The organism is Pseudomonas sp. JV414 (assembly GCF_032424305.1).
Taxonomy (GTDB): Bacteria; Pseudomonadota; Gammaproteobacteria; order Pseudomonadales; family Pseudomonadaceae; genus Aquipseudomonas; species Aquipseudomonas lini.
Genome location: NZ_VYKC01000009.1, coordinates 349930 through 371169, shown reverse-complemented (window position 1 = coordinate 371169; position 21240 = coordinate 349930). Strand labels below are relative to the sequence as shown.

Annotated in this window: 21 protein-coding genes and 1 pseudogene; 9 read left to right on the top strand and 13 right to left on the bottom strand. The window is 59.8% G+C overall.

Annotated features, from left to right (window positions below; translation table 11 throughout):
* The first annotated feature begins 67 nt into the window (after positions 1-67).
* The 6 genes from F6R97_RS12580 (at position 68) to mdoH (ending at position 8332) form a co-directional block, all read left to right on the top strand.
* The gene (locus F6R97_RS12580; protein ID WP_038978583.1) at positions 68-1015 is read left to right on the top strand and encodes a choline ABC transporter substrate-binding protein; all 948 of its coding nucleotides are present in this window, start codon (positions 68-70) and stop codon (positions 1013-1015) included.
* Positions 1016-1200: 185 nt separating this feature from the next.
* Complete coding sequence (locus F6R97_RS12575) at positions 1201-2121, top strand: alpha/beta hydrolase (protein WP_315866623.1); 921 nt, start codon at positions 1201-1203, stop codon at positions 2119-2121.
* 115 nt (positions 2122-2236) lie between these two features.
* Positions 2237-3208, top strand: a complete 972-nt coding sequence (pip, locus tag F6R97_RS12570) for a prolyl aminopeptidase (protein WP_048396065.1) — start codon at positions 2237-2239, stop codon at positions 3206-3208.
* On the top strand, positions 3205-3642 hold the full coding sequence (gene dtd / locus F6R97_RS12565; RefSeq protein WP_038978586.1) for a D-aminoacyl-tRNA deacylase: 438 nt from the start codon (positions 3205-3207) through the stop codon (positions 3640-3642). The genes pip and dtd overlap by 4 nt, the downstream gene beginning before the upstream one ends.
* Before the next feature lie 321 nt (positions 3643-3963).
* Entirely contained in the window at positions 3964-5769 is a 1806-nt protein-coding gene (locus tag F6R97_RS12560) for a glucan biosynthesis protein G (RefSeq protein WP_038978587.1), read from the top strand.
* Positions 5762-8332 carry a glucans biosynthesis glucosyltransferase MdoH gene (gene mdoH / locus F6R97_RS12555; RefSeq protein ID WP_038978588.1) on the top strand — a complete coding sequence of 857 codons (2571 nt, stop codon included), beginning with the start codon at positions 5762-5764 and terminating at the stop codon, positions 8330-8332. The genes F6R97_RS12560 and mdoH overlap by 8 nt, the downstream gene beginning before the upstream one ends.
* A 144-nt stretch (positions 8333-8476) precedes the next feature.
* On the opposite strand, the gene F6R97_RS29620 is transcribed toward mdoH, so the two are convergent.
* The 11 genes and pseudogenes from F6R97_RS29620 to ubiE all read right to left on the bottom strand — a co-directional run bounded on the left by F6R97_RS29620 (position 8477) and on the right by ubiE (position 16692).
* Positions 8477-9190 (bottom strand): methyl-accepting chemotaxis protein, encoded by a 714-nt coding sequence (locus F6R97_RS29620; protein WP_409999800.1) that lies wholly within the window; start codon positions 9188-9190, stop codon positions 8477-8479.
* 144 nt (positions 9191-9334) lie between these two features.
* Positions 9335-10393: pseudogene (locus tag F6R97_RS29615) on the bottom strand (methyl-accepting chemotaxis protein); the annotation flags it as partial.
* 252 nt (positions 10394-10645) lie between these two features.
* The gene (locus F6R97_RS12545; RefSeq protein ID WP_050683115.1) at positions 10646-11353 is read right to left on the bottom strand and encodes a 16S rRNA (uracil(1498)-N(3))-methyltransferase; all 708 of its coding nucleotides are present in this window, start codon (positions 11351-11353) and stop codon (positions 10646-10648) included.
* A complete protein-coding gene (gene tatC, locus F6R97_RS12540; protein WP_038978591.1) occupies positions 11350-12144 on the bottom strand; it encodes a twin-arginine translocase subunit TatC in 795 nt (264 codons plus the stop codon). Before tatC ends, F6R97_RS12545 begins: the two co-directional genes overlap by 4 nt.
* Positions 12141-12566, bottom strand: coding sequence for a Sec-independent protein translocase protein TatB (tatB, locus tag F6R97_RS12535; RefSeq protein ID WP_038978592.1), 426 nt, complete (start codon positions 12564-12566; stop codon positions 12141-12143). The genes tatC and tatB overlap by 4 nt, the downstream gene beginning before the upstream one ends.
* 10 nt (positions 12567-12576) lie before the next feature.
* Entirely contained in the window at positions 12577-12855 is a 279-nt protein-coding gene (locus tag F6R97_RS12530) for a twin-arginine translocase TatA/TatE family subunit (protein ID WP_038978593.1), read from the bottom strand.
* 24 nt (positions 12856-12879) lie between these two features.
* Positions 12880-13212, bottom strand: a complete 333-nt coding sequence (locus F6R97_RS12525; RefSeq protein ID WP_007899279.1) for a phosphoribosyl-ATP diphosphatase — start codon at positions 13210-13212, stop codon at positions 12880-12882.
* The gene (gene hisI / locus F6R97_RS12520) at positions 13205-13606 is read right to left on the bottom strand and encodes a phosphoribosyl-AMP cyclohydrolase (protein ID WP_007899278.1); all 402 of its coding nucleotides are present in this window, start codon (positions 13604-13606) and stop codon (positions 13205-13207) included. The genes F6R97_RS12525 and hisI overlap by 8 nt, the downstream gene beginning before the upstream one ends.
* Before the next feature lie 91 nt (positions 13607-13697).
* Entirely contained in the window at positions 13698-15302 is a 1605-nt protein-coding gene (gene ubiB / locus F6R97_RS12515; RefSeq protein ID WP_315866622.1) for a ubiquinone biosynthesis regulatory protein kinase UbiB, read from the bottom strand.
* Positions 15299-15922, bottom strand: coding sequence for an SCP2 domain-containing protein (locus F6R97_RS12510; protein WP_038978595.1), 624 nt, complete (start codon positions 15920-15922; stop codon positions 15299-15301). Before F6R97_RS12510 ends, ubiB begins: the two co-directional genes overlap by 4 nt.
* On the bottom strand, positions 15922-16692 hold the full coding sequence (ubiE, locus tag F6R97_RS12505; protein ID WP_008005057.1) for a bifunctional demethylmenaquinone methyltransferase/2-methoxy-6-polyprenyl-1,4-benzoquinol methylase UbiE: 771 nt from the start codon (positions 16690-16692) through the stop codon (positions 15922-15924). The genes F6R97_RS12510 and ubiE overlap by 1 nt, the downstream gene beginning before the upstream one ends.
* 153 nt (positions 16693-16845) lie before the next feature.
* Here ubiE and F6R97_RS12500 point away from each other — a divergent pair, with 153 nt between their 5' ends.
* The 3 genes from F6R97_RS12500 to F6R97_RS12485 all read left to right on the top strand — a co-directional run bounded on the left by F6R97_RS12500 (position 16846) and on the right by F6R97_RS12485 (position 18607).
* Positions 16846-17121, top strand: a complete 276-nt coding sequence (locus F6R97_RS12500) for a polyhydroxyalkanoic acid system family protein (protein WP_007899268.1) — start codon at positions 16846-16848, stop codon at positions 17119-17121.
* A 243-nt stretch (positions 17122-17364) separates the two neighbouring features.
* Positions 17365-17787, top strand: a complete 423-nt coding sequence (locus F6R97_RS12490) for a phasin family protein (RefSeq protein ID WP_007899266.1) — start codon at positions 17365-17367, stop codon at positions 17785-17787.
* Positions 17788-17797: 10 nt separating this feature from the next.
* Positions 17798-18607 (top strand): phasin family protein, encoded by an 810-nt coding sequence (locus F6R97_RS12485; RefSeq protein ID WP_315866621.1) that lies wholly within the window; start codon positions 17798-17800, stop codon positions 18605-18607.
* A gap of 256 nt (positions 18608-18863) precedes the next feature.
* On the opposite strand, the gene F6R97_RS12480 is transcribed toward F6R97_RS12485, so the two are convergent.
* Both F6R97_RS12480 and phaC read right to left on the bottom strand, forming a co-directional pair.
* Positions 18864-19481: a TetR/AcrR family transcriptional regulator gene (locus F6R97_RS12480; protein WP_048396070.1), complete on the bottom strand. Its 618-nt coding sequence runs from the start codon at positions 19479-19481 to the stop codon at positions 18864-18866.
* 59 nt (positions 19482-19540) lie between these two features.
* Positions 19541-21223, bottom strand: a complete 1683-nt coding sequence (phaC, locus tag F6R97_RS12475) for a class II poly(R)-hydroxyalkanoic acid synthase (protein WP_038978598.1) — start codon at positions 21221-21223, stop codon at positions 19541-19543.
* Positions 21224-21240: the final 17 nt, after the last annotated feature.

Sequence of the window (21240 nt, the reverse complement as noted above, 5' to 3'; positions counted from 1 at the left end):
TAATGTTCTGGGCACGGTGCACGAAGACACCGGCCCTGACAATAATCTGCCGCACGAGACTCTCCCGATGAAAAGACTGTTCACCCGCTGTCTCTCAACCCTCTGCGGCACTGCTCTTCTGAGCACCAGCGTTTTCGCCAACGACCCCGCTTCCTGCAAGACCGTACGCATGGGCGTGGTCAACTGGACCGACGTCATCGCCACCAGCGGCATGGCTGACGTGTTGCTCAACGGCCTCGGCTACGAAAGCAAACAAACCAGCGCTGTGCAGCAAATCATCTTCGCCGGCATCCGCGACAAACGCCTCGATATCTTCCTCGGTTACTGGAAACCGGCGATGGACAAAAACATCGCGCCGTTCGTGGCAGCCAACCAGGTGAAGGTCATGGACAAACCGAGCCTGGCCGACGCCCAGGCGACGCTCGCCGTGCCTGACTACGTGGCTGCCGCCGGCCTGAAAACCTTCGCCGACATCGCAAGATTCAAGGACCGGCTCGGCGGCAAGATCTACGGCATCGAGCCGGGCAGCGGCGCCAACACCACCATCAAAACCATGATCGAGACCAATCACTTTGGCTTGAAGGACTTCAAACTGATCGAGTCCGGTGAGGCCGGCATGCTTGCCGCCGTTCAGCGGGCGGTCAATCGCAAGGAGTTCGTGGTGTTCGTCGGCTGGACCCCGCATCCAATGAACATCAACATGAACATCGCCTACCTGACCGGCAGCGAAGACGTCTATGGTCCGAACGAAGGCGCGGCGACCGTTTCCACCGTGACCGCGCCGGACTATGCCGAACGCTGTCCGAACGTGAATCGCTTGCTGGAAAACCTGACTTTCACCGCCGCCCAGGAAAGTCAGTTGATGGTGCCGATCATGGAGCGCAAGACGCCGCAGGATGTCGCCAGACAATGGCTGCGTGATCATCCCGAAGATCTTCAGCGTTGGCTGGCAGGTGTCAGCAGTTTTGATGGCAAGGAGGGTGTGGCAACCGTTCAGGCCAGTTTGAAAAACTGAGTGGTCGAAAGAGATCACTGTGGCGAGGGGGGCGCAGAACCTGTGGGAGCGTGGCTTGCCCGCGAAGAACGATGACGCGTAATACCTGAAAAACCGCGGTGCATTCTTCGCGGGCAAGCCACGCTCCCACAGGATTTGCGTCGTTCAAATTTTTTGACTTCCTCTATTTGGCTGGCTGCAGGCTCATGGCTCCTTATCCACTCTCTGAACACATGGCGGCTTTCGTCGAGAAAACCCTCAGCTTCAACAGCACCGACAGCAGCCTCACCGGCCTGCGTCAGGCCTACAGCGAGATGTGCCGGGCATTTACCCCGCCGTCTCCCGCTATGCTTGAGGTGGTCGATTTCGAGTTGGCAGGCGTGGCCGTACGCTCCTGGCAACCGCCGATCACGCCGCCGACCAACGGTTGGCCGTGCATCATGTACCTGCACGGCGGCGGTTGGGTGGTGGGGGATCTGGATTCCCACGCCTTCATCTGCGCCGAACTGGCGTCGGTGCTCGGTGTGCTGGTGATCGCCGTCGATTATCGGCTGGCACCGGAGCATCCGTTTCCGGCGGCGTTCGATGACTGCCTGAGTATCTGGCGCGCGCTGCACGCGGGACCGTTTCAGCTCGACCCTGTGCGCACCCTGGTGGCGGGCGACAGCGCTGGCGGCAATCTCGCCGCTGCGTTGTGCCTCGCGTTGCGCGATGCCGGTGAGCCAATGCCATGCGCACAAGTTCTGATCTATCCGGGACTGGGCGGCGACCACCGATTGCCGTCGCGCAACGAATGCGCCGATGCGCCATTGCTCAGCAGCAGCGATCTGGATTGTTATCACGCGTTGTATTTAGGCGGACCCCGACAACCGGGTGCCTATGCGATGCCCTTGCTCGCCGACGATTTCAGCGGTCTGCCACCGGCATTGATCGCCGTGGCGCAGTTCGACCCGCTGCGCGATGACGGCGTGCTTTACGCTGAGCGACTCAACGCCGCAGGCGTAAGCGCAACGCTTTATTACGGGGAGGGGCTGGTTCATGGCTGTTTGCGGGCGCGGGGGCAGGTCGCCGAGGTCGACCGACTCTATGAAACCCTGCTCGGCTATTTGGCTGAGAAAACGGGCTGACAAACTCTGACGCGCCAAGGGGCATGCTCATTGAAGTAATTCGGGTTTATGATGCCGGACGGCAGAATAATAGAAGTCCCCCCAGGGATGACCTCGACCCCTTACGGAGCGCGCAATGCAGACTTTGTACCCGCAGATCAAACCCCACGCCCGGCACGATCTGGCTGTCGATAAAACCCACACGCTGTATGTCGACGAAAGCGGTTCGCCGGAAGGTTTACCGGTGGTGTTCATCCACGGCGGCCCTGGCGCCGGGTGTGATGCCCAGAGCCGTCGGTATTTCGATCCGAACCTGTATCGCATTGTCACCTTTGACCAGCGTGGTTGCGGTCGCTCCACGCCCCACGCCAGCCTGGAAAACAACACCACTTGGGATCTGGTCGCCGACCTCGAGCGGATTCGCAAGCACTTGGGCATCGACAAATGGGTGCTGTTCGGCGGCTCCTGGGGTTCGACCCTGGCCCTGGCCTACGCGCAAACCCATCCGGAGCGCGTGCACGGTTTGATTCTGCGCGGGATTTTTCTCTGCCGTCCTCAGGAAATCGAGTGGTTCTACCAGTGTGGCGCCAGTCGCCTGTTTCCCGATTACTGGCAGGACTACATCGCGCCGATCCCGCAGGATGAACGCCACGACTTGCTCTCGGCGTTCCACAAGCGGCTGGTCGGCAACGATCAGATCGCCCAGATGCACGCGGCCAAAGCCTGGTCCATGTGGGAAGGCCGCACCGCCACCCTGCGACCGAATCCGCTGGTGGTCGACCGCTTCTCCGAGCCTCAGCGTGCGTTGTCCATCGCCCGTATCGAGTGCCACTACTTCACCAACAATGCTTTCCTGGAGCCGAACCAACTGATTCGTGACATGGCCAAGATCGCCCACCTGCCAGGCGTCATCGTCCATGGTCGTTATGACGTGATCTGTCCGTTGGACAACGCCTGGGAACTGCATCAGGCCTGGCCGAACAGCGAATTGCAGGTGATTCGCGACGCCGGCCATGCGGCGTCCGAATCGGGCATCACCGATGCCTTGGTACGTGCCGCTGATCTGATGGCCCGTCGTATGCTCAACTTGTCGCCTGACGAAGCATGAAGGGCTTGCTGCAACGCGTGCGTGGCGCGCGAGTCGAGGTTGCGGGAGAGGTGGTTGGCGCGATAGATCAGGGGTTGCTGGTGCTGGTGGCGGTCGAGCCCGACGATACTCGGACCAGCGCCGACAAACTTCTGCATAAACTGCTTAACTATCGAGTATTCAGTGACGCCGAGGGCAAGATGAATTTGTCCTTGGCGGACGTAGGCGGCGGGTTGCTGCTGGTCTCGCAGTTCACCCTGGCCGCCGACACCAAAAACGGGTTGCGCCCCAGTTTTTCGACTGCGGCTCCTCCTGCTTTGGGCGAGGAGCTGTTCGACTATCTATTGGGCAAAGCGAAACAGGTGCATGGCACTGTGGCATCAGGTAGATTCGGCGCGGATATGCAGGTGCATCTGGTCAATGATGGCCCGGTAACCTTCCTGTTACAGACGTGAAAGCGCTTGAAACATCTTTTTAAGTGCATTTCGACTGAAAACGGGGGCTTTTCCCGATAAATACTTGGTTCCCCCTGATGCGTTGTAACGCGGCCTACTAGATAATCGCGCGCTACGGGGATCAGCGTTCGTTGGTCCGTTTTGACTTAGGTAGAGACTTGTCCGAGACCTGTTGGGGAATCATTTTGCCCCATAGGAGTCGGAACAATGCTCGCCAACTTGGCAAGAGTCGTTCGCAGGGTCGGTTTTTTTCCACCGCACACCGTGCTGGCACTTTAACTGGCCGTTGGTTTTTTGATCTGTTTTCGGCGAGGGTTGCTCGTGATTGTTAGTCCCTGTAATGCACCAAAATTGTCTGCCAAACGGTTTCGAAGCGCTCTGGTAGCAGGCTCTGCACTGCTCTGCCTGTTCAGCGCCGGCCAACTTTGGGCATTCAATCTGGATGACGTATCGGTCAAGGCAAAAGAGCTGGCCGGGCAAAAATACGAAGCCCCGCGCAGTAACCTGCCGAATGAATTTCGCGAGATGAAATTCGCGGACTATCAAAAAATTCGGTTCCTCACGGAAAAAGCCGAATGGGCGAACCAGAAAACCCCATTCAAACTGTCGTTCTATCACCAGGGTATGCATTTCGATACGCCGGTGAAAATCAACGAAATCACGGCCAACACCGTCGAAGAGATCAAATACGACCCAAGTCGTTTCGACTTCGGGGACGTGAAGTTCGATCCTAAAGCCACCGAACAACTGGGTTATGCCGGTTTCCGTGTGCTGTATCCGATCAACAAGGCCGACAAGCAAGACGAAATCATGACCATGCTCGGCGCGAGTTATTTCCGCGTCATCGGCAAGGGGCAGACCTACGGGCTGTCCGCTCGCGGCATGGCCATTGATACCGCGCTGCCATCCGGCGAAGAGTTCCCGCGCTTCACCGAGTTCTGGATTCAACAGCCCAAGCCGGGCGACAAGCACCTGGTGATCTTCGCCCTGCTGGATTCGCCACGTGCCACAGGTGCCTATCGCCTGACCGTGCGTCCGGGCAGCGACACGGTTGTCGACGTCAAGGCCAAGATGTTCCTGCGTGACAAAGTCACCAAGCTTGGCGTTGCGCCGCTGACCAGCATGTTCCTGTTCGGCGCCAACCAGCCGTCGAAAGTGCTGAACTACCGTCGCGAACTGCACGATTCCAGCGGCCTGTCGATCCATGCCGGCAACGGCGAATGGATCTGGCGCCCACTGAACAATCCGAAACACCTGTCCGTGAGCAACTTCTCGATCGAGAACCCGCGCGGTTTTGGCTTGCTGCAACGTGGCCGTGACTTCAGTCACTACGAAGACCTCGATGACCGCTACGACAAGCGCCCAAGTGCCTGGATCGAACCGAAAGGCGATTGGGGCAAAGGCTCCGTCGATCTGGTAGAGATTCCTACGGCCGACGAAACCAACGACAATATCGTCGCTTTCTGGAGCCCGGAAAAACTGCCTGAGCCTGGCCAGTCCCTGGACGTTGCCTACCGCATGCACTGGACCCTCGACGAAGCCTCCCTGCATTCGCCGGACAGCGCCTGGGTTCAACAGACCCTGCGTTCCACGGGTGACGTCAAGCAGTCGAACCTGATTCGTCAGCCGGACGGCAGCGTGGCCTATCTGGTGGATTTCGAAGGCCCGTCCCTGCAAGTCCTGCCGGAAGATGCCGAAGTGCGCAGCCAGGTGAGCGTTGGCGACAACGCGGAACTGGTCGAGAACAGCGTCCGTTACAACCCTGAAACCAAGGGCTGGCGCCTGACTTTGCGGATGAAGATCAAGGATCCGGGCAAGGCCACCGAAATGCGCGCAGCGCTGGTCAAGAACATCTCGCCTGCCGAGGCGCTCAAGACCGCGGCACCAGCGTCCACTTCTTCCGTTGCCAAGGCCGACAAGATCGCCGCCCGCCAGCAAGAGAAGAAGGATAAGGAAGCCAAGCAGACTGAAGCACAAGCCCAGCAAGTCAAGGATACCAAGGACAAGGACAACAAAGACGCCAAGCAGCCTGTCGCTGCCGAAGCGGCCCCAGCCACAACGGAATCGGCACCGACTGAACAAGTCCTGACCGAGACCTGGAGCTATCAGTTGCCCGCCGATGAGTAATTCACAAGTACAGCCACAAACGCTTGCCGAGTACCTGGCGCATTTGCCGATGAGCGACGAGCAGCGCGCGGAACTCGCGGGCTGCAAGTCTTTCAGTGAACTGCACGAACGTCTGTCGTCCTCGACGTTCGACGCGCCCACCGAGGCTGCTCAAGCCTCTGTCGGCCGGCGCCTGACCCTGAACTCCGCCGAAGAACTGGCGGACGCGGAAATGCTGGTGCTCGACGCCAGCGGTCGGGTTTGCCTGAAGGCAACCCCGCCGATCCGTCGGACCAAAGTCGTGCCCGAGCCGTGGCGCACCAACATTCTGGTGCGTGGCTGGCGTCGGCTGACCGGTCGCACCAATCCGCCGGCCCCGCCGAAGGATGAGAACGTGCTGCCGGCAGCTCGCTGGCGCACCGTCGGTTCGATCCGACGCTACATTCTGCTGGTGCTGATGCTCGGTCAGACGATCGTCGCCGGCTGGTACATGAAAGGCATCATGCCGTACCAGGGCTGGTCGTTCGTCGATCTTGAAGAAGTCCTGCATCAACCTCTGAGCCAAACCGCCACGCAAGTGCTGCCATATGCCTTGCAAACCAGCATTCTGATCATGTTCGGGATTCTGTTCTGCTGGGTGTCGGCTGGTTTCTGGACTGCGCTGATGGGCTTCCTCGAGTTGATCACCGGCCGTGACAAGTACCGCATTTCCGGTGCCAGCGCCGGTAACGAGCCGATCGCCAAGGACGCACGCACCGCACTGGTGATGCCGATCTGCAACGAAGACGTGCCTCGGGTGTTCGCCGGTTTGCGGGCGACCTTCGAATCGGTTGCGGCCTCGGGTAACCTGGATCGCTTCGACTTTTTCGTGCTCAGCGACAGTAACGACGCCGACATCTGCGTTGCCGAGCAACAGGCCTGGCTGGATGTCTGCCGTGAAGCCAAGGGCTTCGGCAAGATCTTCTATCGTCGCCGTCGCCGCCGCGTAAAACGTAAAAGCGGCAACCTCGACGACTTTTGCCGTCGTTGGGGCGGTGACTACAAGTACATGGTCGTGCTCGACGCCGATAGCGTCATGAGCGGCGAATGCCTGAGCAGTCTAGTGCGCCTGATGGAAGCCACGCCGGACGCCGGGATCATCCAGACCGCGCCGCGTGCGTCGGGCATGGACACCCTTTATGCGCGTATGCAGCAGTTCGCCACGCGTGTGTACGGTCCGCTGTTCACTGCCGGTCTGCACTTCTGGCAGTTGGGCGAATCCCACTACTGGGGCCACAACGCGATTATCCGCATGAAGCCGTTCATCGAGCACTGCGCCCTGGCGCCGTTGCCCGGTAAAGGCGCGTTTGCCGGTGCGATTCTGTCCCACGACTTCGTCGAAGCTGCGCTGATGCGCCGTGCCGGCTGGGGCGTATGGATTGCCTACGACTTGCCGGGCAGCTACGAAGAACTGCCGCCGAACCTGCTGGACGAACTCAAGCGTGACCGTCGCTGGTGCCACGGCAACCTGATGAACTTCCGGCTGTTCCTGGTCAAGGGCATGCACCCGGTGCACCGTGCGGTGTTCCTGACCGGCGTGATGTCCTACCTGTCTGCGCCGTTGTGGTTCTTGTTCCTGGTGTTGTCGACGGCCTTGCTGGCGGTCAACACGTTGATGGAGCCGCAATACTTCCTGGAACCGCGTCAGCTCTATCCACTGTGGCCACAATGGCAGCCGGACAAAGCAATTGCGTTGTTCTCGACGACCATCGTGCTGCTGTTCCTGCCGAAGTTGCTGAGCATCATCTTGATCTGGACCAAGGGCGCGAAAGAGTTCGGTGGCAAGTTCAAGGTGACACTGTCGATGCTGCTGGAGATGTTGTTCTCCATGCTGCTGGCGCCAGTGCGAATGATTTTCCACACCCGTTTCGTACTCGCCGCGTTCCTCGGCTGGGCCGCGACCTGGAACTCGCCACAACGTGACGATGACTCCACGCCATGGAGCGAAGCGGTAAAACGCCACGGTCCGCAAACCTTGCTGGGCTTCTTCTGGGCGCTGTTGGTGATCTGGCTGAACCCGAGCTTTCTCTGGTGGCTGGTGCCGATTGTCGGTTCGCTGATGCTGTCGATCCCGGTATCGGTGATCTCCAGCCGTGTCGGCCTGGGCCTCAAGTCCCGTGATGAAAGCCTGTTCCTGATCCCTGAGGAATACAATCCGCCACAGGCGTTGCTGGCAACCGACCAGTACACCCACGAAAACCGTTGGCATGCGCTGAACGACGGCTTCGTCCGGGCAGTGGTCGATCCACAGCAGAACGCCTTGGCGTGTGCGCTGGCGACATCCCGTCACCGTCAGGCCGAGCCAATCGAATGGCTGCGTATCGAGCGGGTTCGCCATGCGATGAAGGTCGGGCCTGCCGGGCTGACCAACGACGAGCGCGTGGCCCTGCTGAGTGATCCGGTGGCACTGGGTCGCTTGCATGAGCAGGTCTGGAACGAAGGCCACGCCGAGTGGCTGCAAGCCTGGCGCACATCGGTGGATGCCGATCCCCATGCGCCGCTGTTGCCGCTCAAGCCTGTGAGCGTGCAGCCTCAGTTGGCCTAATGAAAAACCCCGCGAAAGCGGGGTTTTTTTTGGGCTGATGATCTGACTGAGCACAACTTTGTGTTCGGCGCGGATCCTGTGGGAGCGGGCTTGCCCGCGATTGCATCACCCCGGTTTCAAGCGAGCCGGGATACCCGCATCAGCTCAGACCTTGAACCGCCCCACCAGCATCTGCAAATGCGTCCCCAACCGCGCCAGCTCGACGCTGGAGGCCGCGGTCTCTTCACTGGCGGCCGAGGTCTGCTCGGAAACATCACGCACGTTCAGCACGCTACGGTTGATCTCTTCGGCCACTGCGCTTTGTTGCTCGGCGGCGGCGGCGATCTGCTGGTTCATCGACTGGATCGCCGACACGGTGCGGGTGATGCTTTCCAGCGAGCTGCCGGCGCGGCGGGTCAGTTCGACGCTGCTGTCGGTCAGGCTGCGGCTGTTGTCCATGATGGTCGCGACTTGCTGAGTGCCGGTTTGCAGGCCGACGATCAGCTCTTCGATTTCTTCGGTGGACTTCTGGGTGCGCTGGGCCAGGCTGCGAACTTCGTCAGCGACCACCGCAAAACCGCGACCGGCTTCACCGGCGCGGGCGGCTTCGATGGCGGCGTTGAGCGCCAGCAGGTTGGTTTGCTGGGCCACGGACTTGATCACGTCGAGCACGCTGCCGATCTTGTCGCTTTCGCGCTTCAGATGCCCCATGGCTTCGGTGGAGTTACCGACTTCGGTAGCCAAGCGCTCGATCTGGGCGATGGCTTCGCCAACCACCTTGTCACCCTCGCGGGCCTGCTGGTCGGCGGCAACGGCAGCTTCGGACGCTTCCTCGGCGTTGCGCGCGACTTCCTGAACGGTGGCAGTCATTTCGTGCATCGCGGTAGCCACCTGATCGGTCTCGACCTTCTGGCTGTTGACCCCGGCGCTGGTCTGCTCGGTGACGGCCGACAGCTCTTCAGCGGCGCTGGCGATTTGGGTCACGCCATCGCTGATGCCGCCGATCAATTCCCGCAGGCCCAGGGTCATGTTCTGCATGGCGCGTTGTAGCTGACCCAGTTCGTCCTGGCGTTCGGAAGTCAGGTTATGAGTCAGGTCGCCCGCGGCGACACGCTCGGCCACTTTGAGGGTCTGGCTCAGAGGAATGACAATCTGGCGAGTGATGGCCCAAGCCGCGAACAAGCCAAAGGCCGACGCCAGGACGGTGGCCATCAGCAGCAGGTTTTTGGCGTGTGCCGCATCGGTGTCACGCACGACGGTTTGCGAGACGGTGAGCTTTTTGCTGACGTCGAGCAGAATGTCGCCTTGCGCGCTCATACGCTTGAGGGCGGCAGCACTGGCAACCTGGGAGTCGCGGAACTGGCTGACGGCCGCGCGATAAGCTTTGAGTGAGTCGGTCGCCTGTTGCAGGTTGGCGATGTGTTGTTCCGGCAGTTGAGACGGCAGGCTCTCGAGGTTTTTCAGCGCGTTGCCGATGGCGTCCAGCGCCGGCTGCTCGGCCTCTGGTTTGCCGCTGTAGGTGTAACCGCGGACCTGGAAACGCGCTTGCTGGATCAGCTTGCTCAGGTCGATCACGCTGTTGAACTGAGCGACGCTGTCGCCTTGCAGCATGGATTTTTCGACTTCAGCGACCCGGGCCACGGCGTTATCGGCGGTGGCGCCCAGTTTGCTGCGAGCATCTTCGCGGGTGGCGGTGGCCTGAGTCATATCAGCGAAGGCGCGTTTGTACTCGCTGACCGCGGCCAATTGCTGGTCGATCATCGCCACGTCGGCAGGCTGTTCGATCAGCGTGCGGGCGGTTTTCAGGCCGGTATCGAGTTGGCCGATCAGCTCGTTGACAGCGCCAGGGCCTTGTTCGCCACGGCGCATGTCGTAATCCAGGCGGGCCAGTCGCAGGTCTTTGGTCAGCTCATTGAGGCTGGAAATAAAGCCAAGCGTATCGCCACGGCTGATCACACCGCCAAGGCCGGTCCAGCCGGTGAAGGTGATCAACAAGGTTAGAAGCAGCACCAGACCGAAGCCGACACCCAGTTTGCGATTGACGCTTACGTTTCCCAGTTTCTCGGCTAGCCAACGGTACATGCTGCAACTCCCTCGGACCATTAATCGGTTTTATGGGAACTGTATCGGCCGGCTGGCGGCGTTCTGTAGGCGTGGCGCAATGTTCGGGCGGCGAGGCTTTTGTGGCGAGGGGGCTTGTCGGAACGCCGCATCGCCCCGTTCGGCGGCGAAGCCGTCGTGAAATCAATGGATGCGTTGTTTCTGAAAAAAAGCGGTGGCCGCTTCGCGCCCAAACGGGGGCAAGCCCCCTCACCACAGATAGGATGATTGACGTTAAAACAGTCGCGAAAGCAGCGCAGTGACGGCGGTTTCGACCCGCAGGATGCGCTCGCCGAGTTGCACCGGTTGCAGGCCGGCCTTGCCCAGCAAATCGATTTCGTAGGGAATCCAGCCGCCTTCGGGGCCGATGGCCAGGGTCACGGGTTCATTCAGGCCACGAGGGCAGGGCGGGTAGTTACCGGGATGACCGACCAGGCCTAAGGTGCCTTCGGTAATGGCCGGCAGACGGTCTTCGACAAAGGGCTTGAAGCGCTTCTCGATGACGATTTCCGGCAGCACGCTGTCGCGGGCCTGTTCAAGACCCAGGATCAACTGCTCGCGAATCGCCTCGGGTTCCAGGAACGGGGTTTGCCAGAAGCTCTTCTCGACGCGATAGCTGTTCACCAGCACGATGCGCGGCACACCCATGGCGGCCACGGTCTGAAACACCCGACGGAGCATTTTCGGTCGCGGCAGGGCCAGCACCAGGGTCAGTGGCAGCTTGGCCGGTGGCGGCTGGTCGAGGGTGACGCGCAACTCGGCTTCATCGGCGTCCAGGCGCAGCACCTCGGCTGAACCCATCAAGCCGCCGATACGCCCGACGCGCATACTGTCGCCGACCACCGAGCGATGGACTTCCTGCATATGAGTCAACCGCCGATCGCGCAGGATCGCCCGGTCGGCCGCAATGAAGTCGGCCTCTTCGAGGAGCAGCAGGTTCACGCTTGGGTCGCTGGCGGCTGGTCGTTGTGATCGTCAGCCGGCTGATCGTCCGAATGCTCGCCACGCTTGCTGATCAGGCTACCGAACAGGATGCCGATCTCGAACAGCAGCCACATCGGTACGGCCAACAGTGTCTGCGAGAAGATGTCCGGCGGCGTCAGGATCATGCCGACCACGAAGCAGCCGATGATCACGTACGGACGAATCTTCTTCAGGTAGGCGACGTTGACCACGCCGATCCATACCAGCAGCACCACGGCTACCGGAATCTCGAACGCCACGCCGAAGGCGAAGAACAGCGTCATGACGAAATCGAGGTAGCTGCTGATGTCGGTCATCATCTCCACGCCGGCCGGGGTGGCGGCGGCGAAGAACTTGAAGATCAGCGGGAACACCAGGTAATAGGCGAACGCCATGCCGGCGTAGAACAGCATGATGCTCGATACCAGCAAGGGCACGGCGATGCGTTTTTCATGCTTGTACAGGCCCGGTGCGATGAAGCCCCAGATCTGATGCAGGATCACCGGGATCGCCAGGAACAGCGAGACCATCATGGTCAGCTTCAGTGGCGTCAGGAACGGCGACGACACGTCGGTGGCGATCATCGTCGCGCCCACCGGCAGGTACTGGCGCAACGGCGTGGAGACGAAGGTGTAGATCTGCTGGGTGAAGGCGAACAGCCCGGCAAAAATGATGAACACCGCCACGACACAACGCAGCAGGCGAGTGCGCAACTCGGTGAGGTGCGAAACCAGCGGCATGTGCTGGTCGTTTTCGGGGAGATCGCTCATGGGGCTCGCGGCGGCAATGTTGGGTCATGAGGGGCTGGCGCAACAGGCGTCGCCGCAGGAGGAACAGGTTCTACTGGAGTAGCAGGTTCAGCGGCTGCAATCACCGGCATAACCTCAACCGCCGGCGCATGAATCGTTTGCGTCGCTACAGGTTCCACCGGCGTCGGCTCCTGCTGAGTCGGCGTGAAGATCTTCCGCGCCTCCTGCTCCAGGGACAGAATGTGCTCGTTGTGCAGTTGCCGGCGGATCTCGTCGGCACCGATTTCACGTTCAACTTCCTGTTTGATCGCGTTGAAGCTGCGCTTCAGCCGCCCGACCCACAGGCCGGCGGTGCGCGCAGCGCCCGGCAGACGCTCGGGCCCCAGCACCAGCAGGGCAACGAGGCCGACGAGCAGCAGTTCAGAGAAGCTGATACCAAACATTAGTCAGTGCTCACGAGTCTTTGCGGGTCGGCTCTTCGACTTTTTGCGCCTGCACGTCGATGGTGTGCGGCGGGTTCACGGACTGTGTGGTCTGTGGCTGAACAGGTGGAACCGGTTGGGCCGGGGTAACAGTCGGGTCAACCGGCTTGTCTTCATCGTTCATGGCTTTACGAAAGCCCTTGATCGACTCGCCCACGTCCGTGCCGAGGTTTTTCAGCTTCTTGGTGCCGAACACCAGCACCACGACAACCAGGATGACGACCCAGTGTTTCCAGTCAAAAATGCCCATGTTGCGTTCCTCTCTAATAGTTGTTCAGGCGGACGGGCGAGAGGCTTTCTCGGCGTGTCCGGACAGACCGAAGCGACGGTCCAGTTCATCGAGCACAGCCTGTGGATGCTGCCCCAGTTGGGCGAGCATGACCATGCTGTGGAACCACAGATCGGCGGTCTCGTAGATCACATCGCTGCAGTCACCGCTGATGGCGGCATCCTTGGCGGCAATGATGGTTTCGACCGACTCTTCGCCGACTTTTTCCAGAATCTTGTTCAAGCCCTTGTGGTACAGACTGGCGACATACGAGCTGTCGGCAGCGGCGCCTTTGCGCTCTTCCAGCACTTGGGCCAGACGGGTCAGGGTGTCACTCATGTGTATGTCCTGCGGAGTAGATTGCGTGCGGGTCTTTCAGAACCGGGTCGACGGTTTTCCAGTCGCCGTTCTCGAAGACTCGGTAAAAGCAGCTCTGACGGCCGGTATGGCAGGCGATGTCGCCGATCTGCTCGACCATCAGGATGATCACGTCAGCGTCACAGTCCAGGCGCATCTCATGCAGGGTTTGCACGTGGCCGGACTCTTCGCCCTTGCGCCACAGCTTGCCACGGGAACGTGACCAGTAAATGGCACGGTTCTCGGCAGCGGTCAGTTCCAGCGCTTCGCGGTTCATCCAGGCCATCATCAGGACGCGTCCGGTCTTGTGATCCTGGGCAATCGCCGGCACCAGGCCATCGGCGTCCCACTTGATCTCGTCCAGCCAGTTTTTCATCTTCGACTCCGACAGCGGGCTCTACTTCAATAGTTGAGGCCAATGTTCAAATTCAGCGTTCAAACAGTGTGCCAGCCGATCATCCAACTGGCTATCGGCGAACGACCAGATACAAGCCGACCGCCACCATGATTCCGGCGGGCCAATGCCCCAGTTCGTTCAGCGGGCCACCGGCGGCGAGTATCGTGCCACCGGCCAAATGAGCGGTGCCGAGCAACCGCAGGAACCAGTCGTCCTTGCGCTTGTGCCAAGGACGCGGCGGGTCGTTGGCGTGGGGCTGAGACATGCGCTCAAGCAGGTCGCGGGCCATGTTGGCCAGATGCGGCAGTTGCTCAAACTGGCTCTGCAGGTTGCCGATCAAGGCTTTGGGGCTGACGCGCTCGCGCATCCAGCGTTCGAGGAACGGCTGGGCGGTGTTCCACAGATCGAGGTCCGGGTACAGCTGACGGCCCAGGCCTTCGATGTTCAACAGGGTTTTTTGCAGCAACACCAACTGCGGCTGCACTTCCATGTTGAAGCGTCGAGCGGTCTGGAACAGGCGCATCAGCACCTGGCCGAAGGAAATATCTTTTAACGGTTTTTCGAAGATCGGTTCGCACACTGTGCGGATAGCCGCTTCGAACTCGTTGAGTTTGGTTTCCGCTGGCACCCAGCCCGAATCGATGTGCAACTGCGCGACGCGGCGGTAATCACGCTTGAAGAACGCAAACAGGTTGCGCGCCAGATAGTCCTGGTCTTCCGGGGTCAGGCTGCCGACGATGCCGCAGTCGATCGCGATGTACTGCGGGCTCCACGGTTGCACGGTACTGACGAAGATGTTGCCGGGGTGCATGTCGGCGTGGAAGAAGCTGTCGCGGAACACCTGGGTGAAGAAAATCTCCACACCACGCTCGGCGAGCATTTTCATGTCGGTGCGCTGGTCGGCCAAGGTCGCGAGGTCGGTGACCTGAATCCCGTAGATGCGCTCCATCACCAGCACTTTCGGCCGGCACCAGTCCCAATAGACTTGCGGCACATAGAGCAGCGGCGAACCTTCGAAATTGCGCTTCAGCTGGCTGGCGTTAGCCGCCTCGCGCAGCAGGTCGAGTTCGTCGTAGATGGTTTTTTCGTAGTCGCTGACCACGTCCACCGGGTGTAGCAAGCGAGCGTCGGCCGAGAGTTTTTCCGCGGCGCGGGCAAGAATGAACAGCCACGCCAGGTCCTGGGCAATGATCGGTTTGAGGCCCGGGCGGATCACCTTGACCACTACTTCTTCACCGGTTTTCAGCTGCGCGGCATGCACTTGCGCCACCGAGGCCGAGGCCAGTGGCTCGACGTCGAAACGGCTGAAGACTTCACTGATTTTTTTGCCAAGCTGCTCTTCGATCAGCCGGACCGACACTTGCGAGTCGAATGGCGGCACGCGGTCCTGCAGTTTCATCAGTTCATCGGCGATGTCTTCGGGCAGCAGGTCGCGGCGCGTCGAAAGGATCTGGCCAAACTTGATGAAAATCGGCCCCAGGTCCTGCAACGCCAGGCGCAGTCGCGCACCACGGCTCAGGTCCAGCGTCTTGCGCGGAAACCAGCGCCACGGCAAGGCGTAGCGCAGCGCCAGCAGAAACCAGGGCAGTGGCAGGGCGAACAGCAAGTCATCGAGGCGGTAGCGAATCACAACGCGCTGGATGCGCAACAAACGGCGGACGGCAAGCAGCTTCATGCGTTATCGCTTGGGTCGAGGGATCGGAAAAGGCGCTCGAAACGCGCCTCGAGACGTTCCAGATCGAGCTTGATCTGGTCCAGTTCATTAAAACGGGCGTCAGCTTCGCGCTGACCGACGAGGGCACGCGATTCTTCGGCCAGGTATTCGCCCAGGTTCTGATTCAGGCTGGCGAACCCTTGCTGATACCAGCGTGCGCGACTGCGCAGGTGACCGCCGACCAGTTGCGTGGCCACCGGACCGAGCCAGCGTGAGAGTTCGTACTCCCAGTCCAGTTCGAGGTCCTGAAGGATTGCTGCCAGTTCCAGCAGCACGCCACTGTCGCCGTCGAGTTCGACTTCAGGGCTATGCAGGACCGAAGTCTTATCCTTGCTCGTCGCCAGTTTCAGCAGGCTGGAGGCCGGTGCGCGCAAGGTGCAGTCGGCACCGGTTTCCCACTGGGAAGCGAGCATCAGGCCTTCATCGCTGGGCAGGATGAACAGTTGCAGCGCCGGGCTGCGGCAGTCGACGGCAATCACCTTGCCACTCAAATGCGCCAGCCGCGGCAGCGCCGTGCTGTCGAGACGCAGCACCCGGTTCAGGCCGAGCTCAACGCTGGCAAGCAGGCCGGCCAGCAACATCAGGGCTTGATGCCGCGATGCAGGGCGACGATACCTGCGGTCATGTTGTGATAGGTCACGCGGTCAAAACCGGCCTCGACCATCATCGACTTCAGGGTTTCCTGATTCGGGTGCATGCGGATCGATTCGGCCAGGTAGCGATAGCTTTCCGAATCATTGGTGATCAGCTTGCCCATCAACGGCATGAAGGCGAACGAGTAGGCGTCGTAGGCTTTGGACATCAGCGCGTTGGTCGGTTTGGAGAATTCCAGTACCAGCAAACGGCCGCCCGGTTTCAGCACGCGCAGCATCGAGCGCAGGGCGTCTTCTTTATGCGTCACGTTGCGCAGGCCGAAGGCGATGGTCACGCAATCGAAGTGGTTGTCCGGGAACGGCAGCTTTTCAGCGTCGGCCTGGACGAATTCGACGTTGCCGGACACACCCAGGTCCAGCAGGCGGTCACGACCGACCTTGAGCATGGATTCGTTGATGTCGGCCAACACAACCTGACCCGTCGGTCCCACAAGATGCGAGAACTTGCGGGTCAGGTCGCCAGTGCCGCCGGCGATGTCCAGCACGCGGTTACCGGTGCGCACGCCCGACAGTTCGATCGCGAAACGCTTCCACAGACGGTGCATGCCGCCCGACAGGAGGTCGTTCATCAGGTCATACTTGGCGGCTACCGAGTGGAAAACCTCAGCGACTTTTTCCGCTTTCTGGCTTTCCGGAACGTTTTTGAAGCCGAAGTGAGTGGTGGGTTCGGCATCGCTGCCTTTGCGCTGATCAGTCATATCGCTGTCACCAAAAGAGAATGCGGGACATTCTAATCCCGGTGGCCTGCTTTGTCTTGGCAAGGCTGAAGGTAAGATAGGCAACCACCGGGACGTTTTGACGCAGCAATGGTCAAGATCTTCAGGAAGTATTCATAAAGCAGGAGTCATTCGATGGCCCGTATTAGTGTTGAGCGTGCCCACGGCCTGGGTAAGGAAGCGGCCCGCGAGAAGGCCGACAAGTTGGCGCAGAAACTGTCCGAACAATATGGCCTGGAACCGCAGTGGTCAGGTGACACCCTGAATCTCAGACGCTCGGGTGTAAAAGGGGCGGTGTATGTGGGCGAGGACTCGATCAAGGTTGATGTTGAACTGGGCCTGTTGATGTCCGCCATGAGCGGCACCATCAAATCGGAAATCGAAAGGGCGCTCGATAAGGCATTGGCATAATCCGGTCGTTATGTGGAATGCGATTGATGTGGGAGCGGGCTTGCTCGCGAAAGCGGTGTGTCAGTCGACATCAATGCTGAATGACTCACCGCATTCGCGAGCAAGCCCGCTCCCACATTTGTTCTGCATCTACAGGTTTTGTGTCACTTGTTAGGGTGCCGTTTCTAATTATTCTCACTACTTTGTGCCTGAGCCCGACTCTCTGCGGGCAGTTCCTCGACCCTTCTGCGCGTGAGGTGCACCATGGCCAAAGTTATTTTGAAGAAAAAAGTCGACGTTGAAACTAACGCCTTGGGCGACGTCAAATCGTATGCCCGCAAGATCTGGCTCGCTGGTCTGGGTGCTTACACCAAGGTCGGCCAAGAAGGTAGCGAGTACGTTCAAGAGCTGATCAAGGCTGGTCAAGCTGTTGAAAAGAAAGGCAAAAAAGTAGTCACTGAAAAACTTGAAGCGGCCAATGCCGAGATCGATGAAGCCAAGAGTGAAGTAAGCACTTTCAAAGGCAAAGTCGAACTTCAACTCGACAAAGTCGAAAGGGCTTTCGATACACGTATCGCAAGTGCCTTGAATCGTATCGGCATTCCGTCTAAACATGACGTTGAGACACTCTCTGCTAAGCTCGATGAGCTGACGGCATTGCTCGAACGTGTCGCGCGTAAATCTTAAGGAGAACGGGATGGCTGGTAAAAAGAATACTGAAAAAGAAGGCAGCTCGTGGATCGGGAAGGTCGAAGACTACTCCCGCAAGATCTGGCTGGCTGGTTTAGGCGTGTACTCGAAGATTGACACTGACGGCAGCAAGCTCTTCGATACATTGGTTAAGGACGGCGAGAAAGCCGAGAAGCTCACAAAGAGCGCTGTCGGCAAAAAAGTCGATGCTGCCAAGGACTCCGCTTCGTCGGCCAAGTCGCGCATCAGCGGCGTGAAAGATCGCGCACTGGGCAAATGGGATGAGCTGGAAGGGGCTTTCGACAAGCGTCTGAACAGCGCCATTTCGCGCCTCGGTGTACCGAGCCGCAATGAGGTCAAGGCACTGCACAGCAAGGTCGATACCCTGACCAAGCAAATCGAAAAACTCACCGGTGCCAAGGTTGCGCCTGTTGCGGCGAAAACCGCAGCGGCCAAACCAGCGGCCAAAAGCGTAGCCAAGCCATTGGCCAAGGCTGCCGCTAAACCGGCAACCAAAACTGCCGCAGCGAAACCTGCAGCCAAAGCGGCTGCAAAACCTGCCGCAAAACCTGCCGCCAAACCAGCTGCTAAACCGGCGGCCAAACCTGCAGCTAAAACCGCAGCAGCCAAACCTGCCGCAGCGAAGAAGCCAGCAGTGAAAAAACCAGCCGCCCCGAAAGCGGCTGCACCGAAACCAGCAGCGGCTGCTGCCAAGCCGGTAACCCCGGTCACCACGGCGAACTCCGCCACTGCACCGACCCCTGCTGTAACCCCGACTGCCGCGCCGGCTCCATCGACGCCAACCAGTCAGTCCTGATGATCGTTCCCACGCTCCGCGTGGGAATGCCTCACCGGACGCTCCGCGTCCATTGCGGCAGTGACGCAGAGCGTCACCGGCTGCATTCCCACGCGGAGCATGGGAACGATCACGCCCGGCCTGCAAAGGTCGGGCGTTTTTGTTTTGAAGATTCGAGGTTTGGGTCGCTTGTCGAAAAAAGATCGCAGCCTTCGGCAGCTCCTACAGGGGATTGCGTACACCTGTAGGAGCTGCCGAAGGCTGCGATCTTTTGATCTTAATGCTCCTCGAGGTACTGCAATGCCAACCGCTCGGTCGCCACCTTGATCGGCGGCAGCAAGTGCGGCGCCACCAGCATCATGATCTGATACACCACCAGCCTCACTTCACCTTCACGGTCGAGAATCCGCTGATAGTCCAGCGAGAACAGCAACGTCATGGTGATTTGTTCCACCAACTGCCCCAGCGCCTGGGTGTCACTGACCAACTGACCTTGAGCTTTCAACTGTGCCAGCAATGACGCCAGTGTGCGCTTCAACGCATTGAGCAGGTTGCGTATCCCCTTGGCCAGTTTCGGCAGGCGGCCAGCAAGGTTCGACAGGTCCTGGAACAGAAACCGGTAATGGGCCAGGCGTTCGATGATCAAGTGCAGGAACAGCCAGTAATCGTCGGGCGCCAATTCCACATCGGACGGTGGGTCGAGCAAGGGCGTCAATTCGGCCTGGAAACGCTCGAACAGCCCGAGGATCAGCGGTTCCTTGCCGTGGAAGTGGTAGTAGAGGTTGCCCGGGCTGATGCCCATTTCGTTGGCCACTTCCATGGTGGACACATTCGGTTCGCCCTTCTGATTGAACAACTGCAGGGCACATTCGAGAATCCGGTCGCGGGTTTTCATCCAGTCTTCTTAATGGTCGAGTCATGCCACGGCCATTGGCGGCCGTGGTTCGTTGAACGTCAGCGCACGCGCACGTAAGTACCGGGTGCCGCCTCCATCGGTGGATAGTTCTGGTTGCCGAGAGCCATTTGGGTTTCACGTTGTGCGCCGGAGCGTTCCTGAATCCAGCCCAGCCATTGCGTCCACCAACTGCCGTCGACGCGCTTGGCGTCGTAATACCAGGCCCGCGGGTCGCTGCTCAGTTTCGGATTCTCGACGTAGTTGGCTTTCGGATTGTTCGGCGGGTTAAGAATGCTCTGCACATGACCGCTGTTGGACAGCACAAAGCGCCGCTCGCCACCCAGCAGCAATGCCGAGCGATACACCGCATCCCATGGGGTGATGTGATCATTCATGCCTGCCACGCTGAAACTGTCGACGGTGACTTTCTGCAGGTCGATCGGCGTGCCGCACACTTCCAGCCCGCCCGGATGGTTCAGCGGGTTGTGCTTGAAGAAATCCAGCAGGTCGCCATGAAACGCCGCCGGCAGGCGCGTGTTGTCATTGTTCCAGTAGAGGATGTCGAACGCCGGCGGTTCTTTGCCGAGCAGGTAGTTATTGACGAAGTAATTCCAGATCAAATCGTTGGGCCGCATCCAGGCAAACACCTTGGCCATGTCGCGACCTTCCAGAACGCCCTTCTGATACGAGCGGCGCTTGGCCGCTTCCAGCGTTTGTTCGTCGGCGAAGAGGGTGGCCGGGCTGTCTATCTGGCTGTCGAGCATGCTGACCAGGTAGGTCGCGCTGGACACCCGTCGTAGCTGCCGCTTGGCCTGCAAGTGCCCTTGTAGCGCGGCGATGGTCAGCCCACCGGCGCAGGCCCCCATCAGGTTGACCTCGCGAGCGCCGGTGATCGCCCGGCACACATTCATCGCTTCTTCGGCGGCTTCGACGTAAGACGACAACCCCCATTCGCGATGACGCACATCGGGATTGCGCCAGCTGATAATGAAGGTCTGCAAACCGTTTTTAAGGGCGTACTGGACGAAGCTGTTGCCGGGGCTCAAGTCGAAAATGTAGTACTTGTTGATCTGTGGCGGCACGATCAGCAACGGCTTTGAATACTGCTTTTCGCTCATCGGCTTGTACTGGATCAGCTCCAGAAGCTCATTGCGAAACACCACGGAGCCAGTGGTGGTGGCAACCGTTTTGCCCACCTCGAACGATTGCTTGGTGACCTGTCTGGGCAGGCCGTCGTTGTGCAGGAGGTCATCTAGCAGATGGCCGATACCTCGCACCAGACTGTTGCCGCCGGAGTTGAAAAACTCCTTGATCGCCAGCGGATTGAGCAGGGTGTTGGACGGCGCTACGGCGTCGTTGATCAAGGCAAAGGCGAAGTGGGCGCGGGCACGATCGTCCGGGCTCATGTTGCTCTCGTCAATCCAGCTTTTGACTTCTTTCTGCCAGCTCAGATAGGCCTGCAGGCTGCGGCGATAAAAAGGATTGAGGCTCCATGTCGGGTCGGCAAAGCGACTGTCCTGCGGGTTGGTCGGGTGCAGGGTTTCACCCAGCAGAACACGGCCCAACTGGCCGCCCAGTTTCAAGGCATGCCGGGCCGTATGCACCGGATTGCGCAGGCCGTGGGTGGCCAGGCTGCGCAAGGTCGAAAGCAGGTCCCGGCCGCGCAGACCGGTAACCGCACTTTGTGCATTGATGAATGCAGCGGGAGTGGGCAAAGAGCCCTTCGCTGGTTTATCGCGCATGAGTTAACACTCCTTCG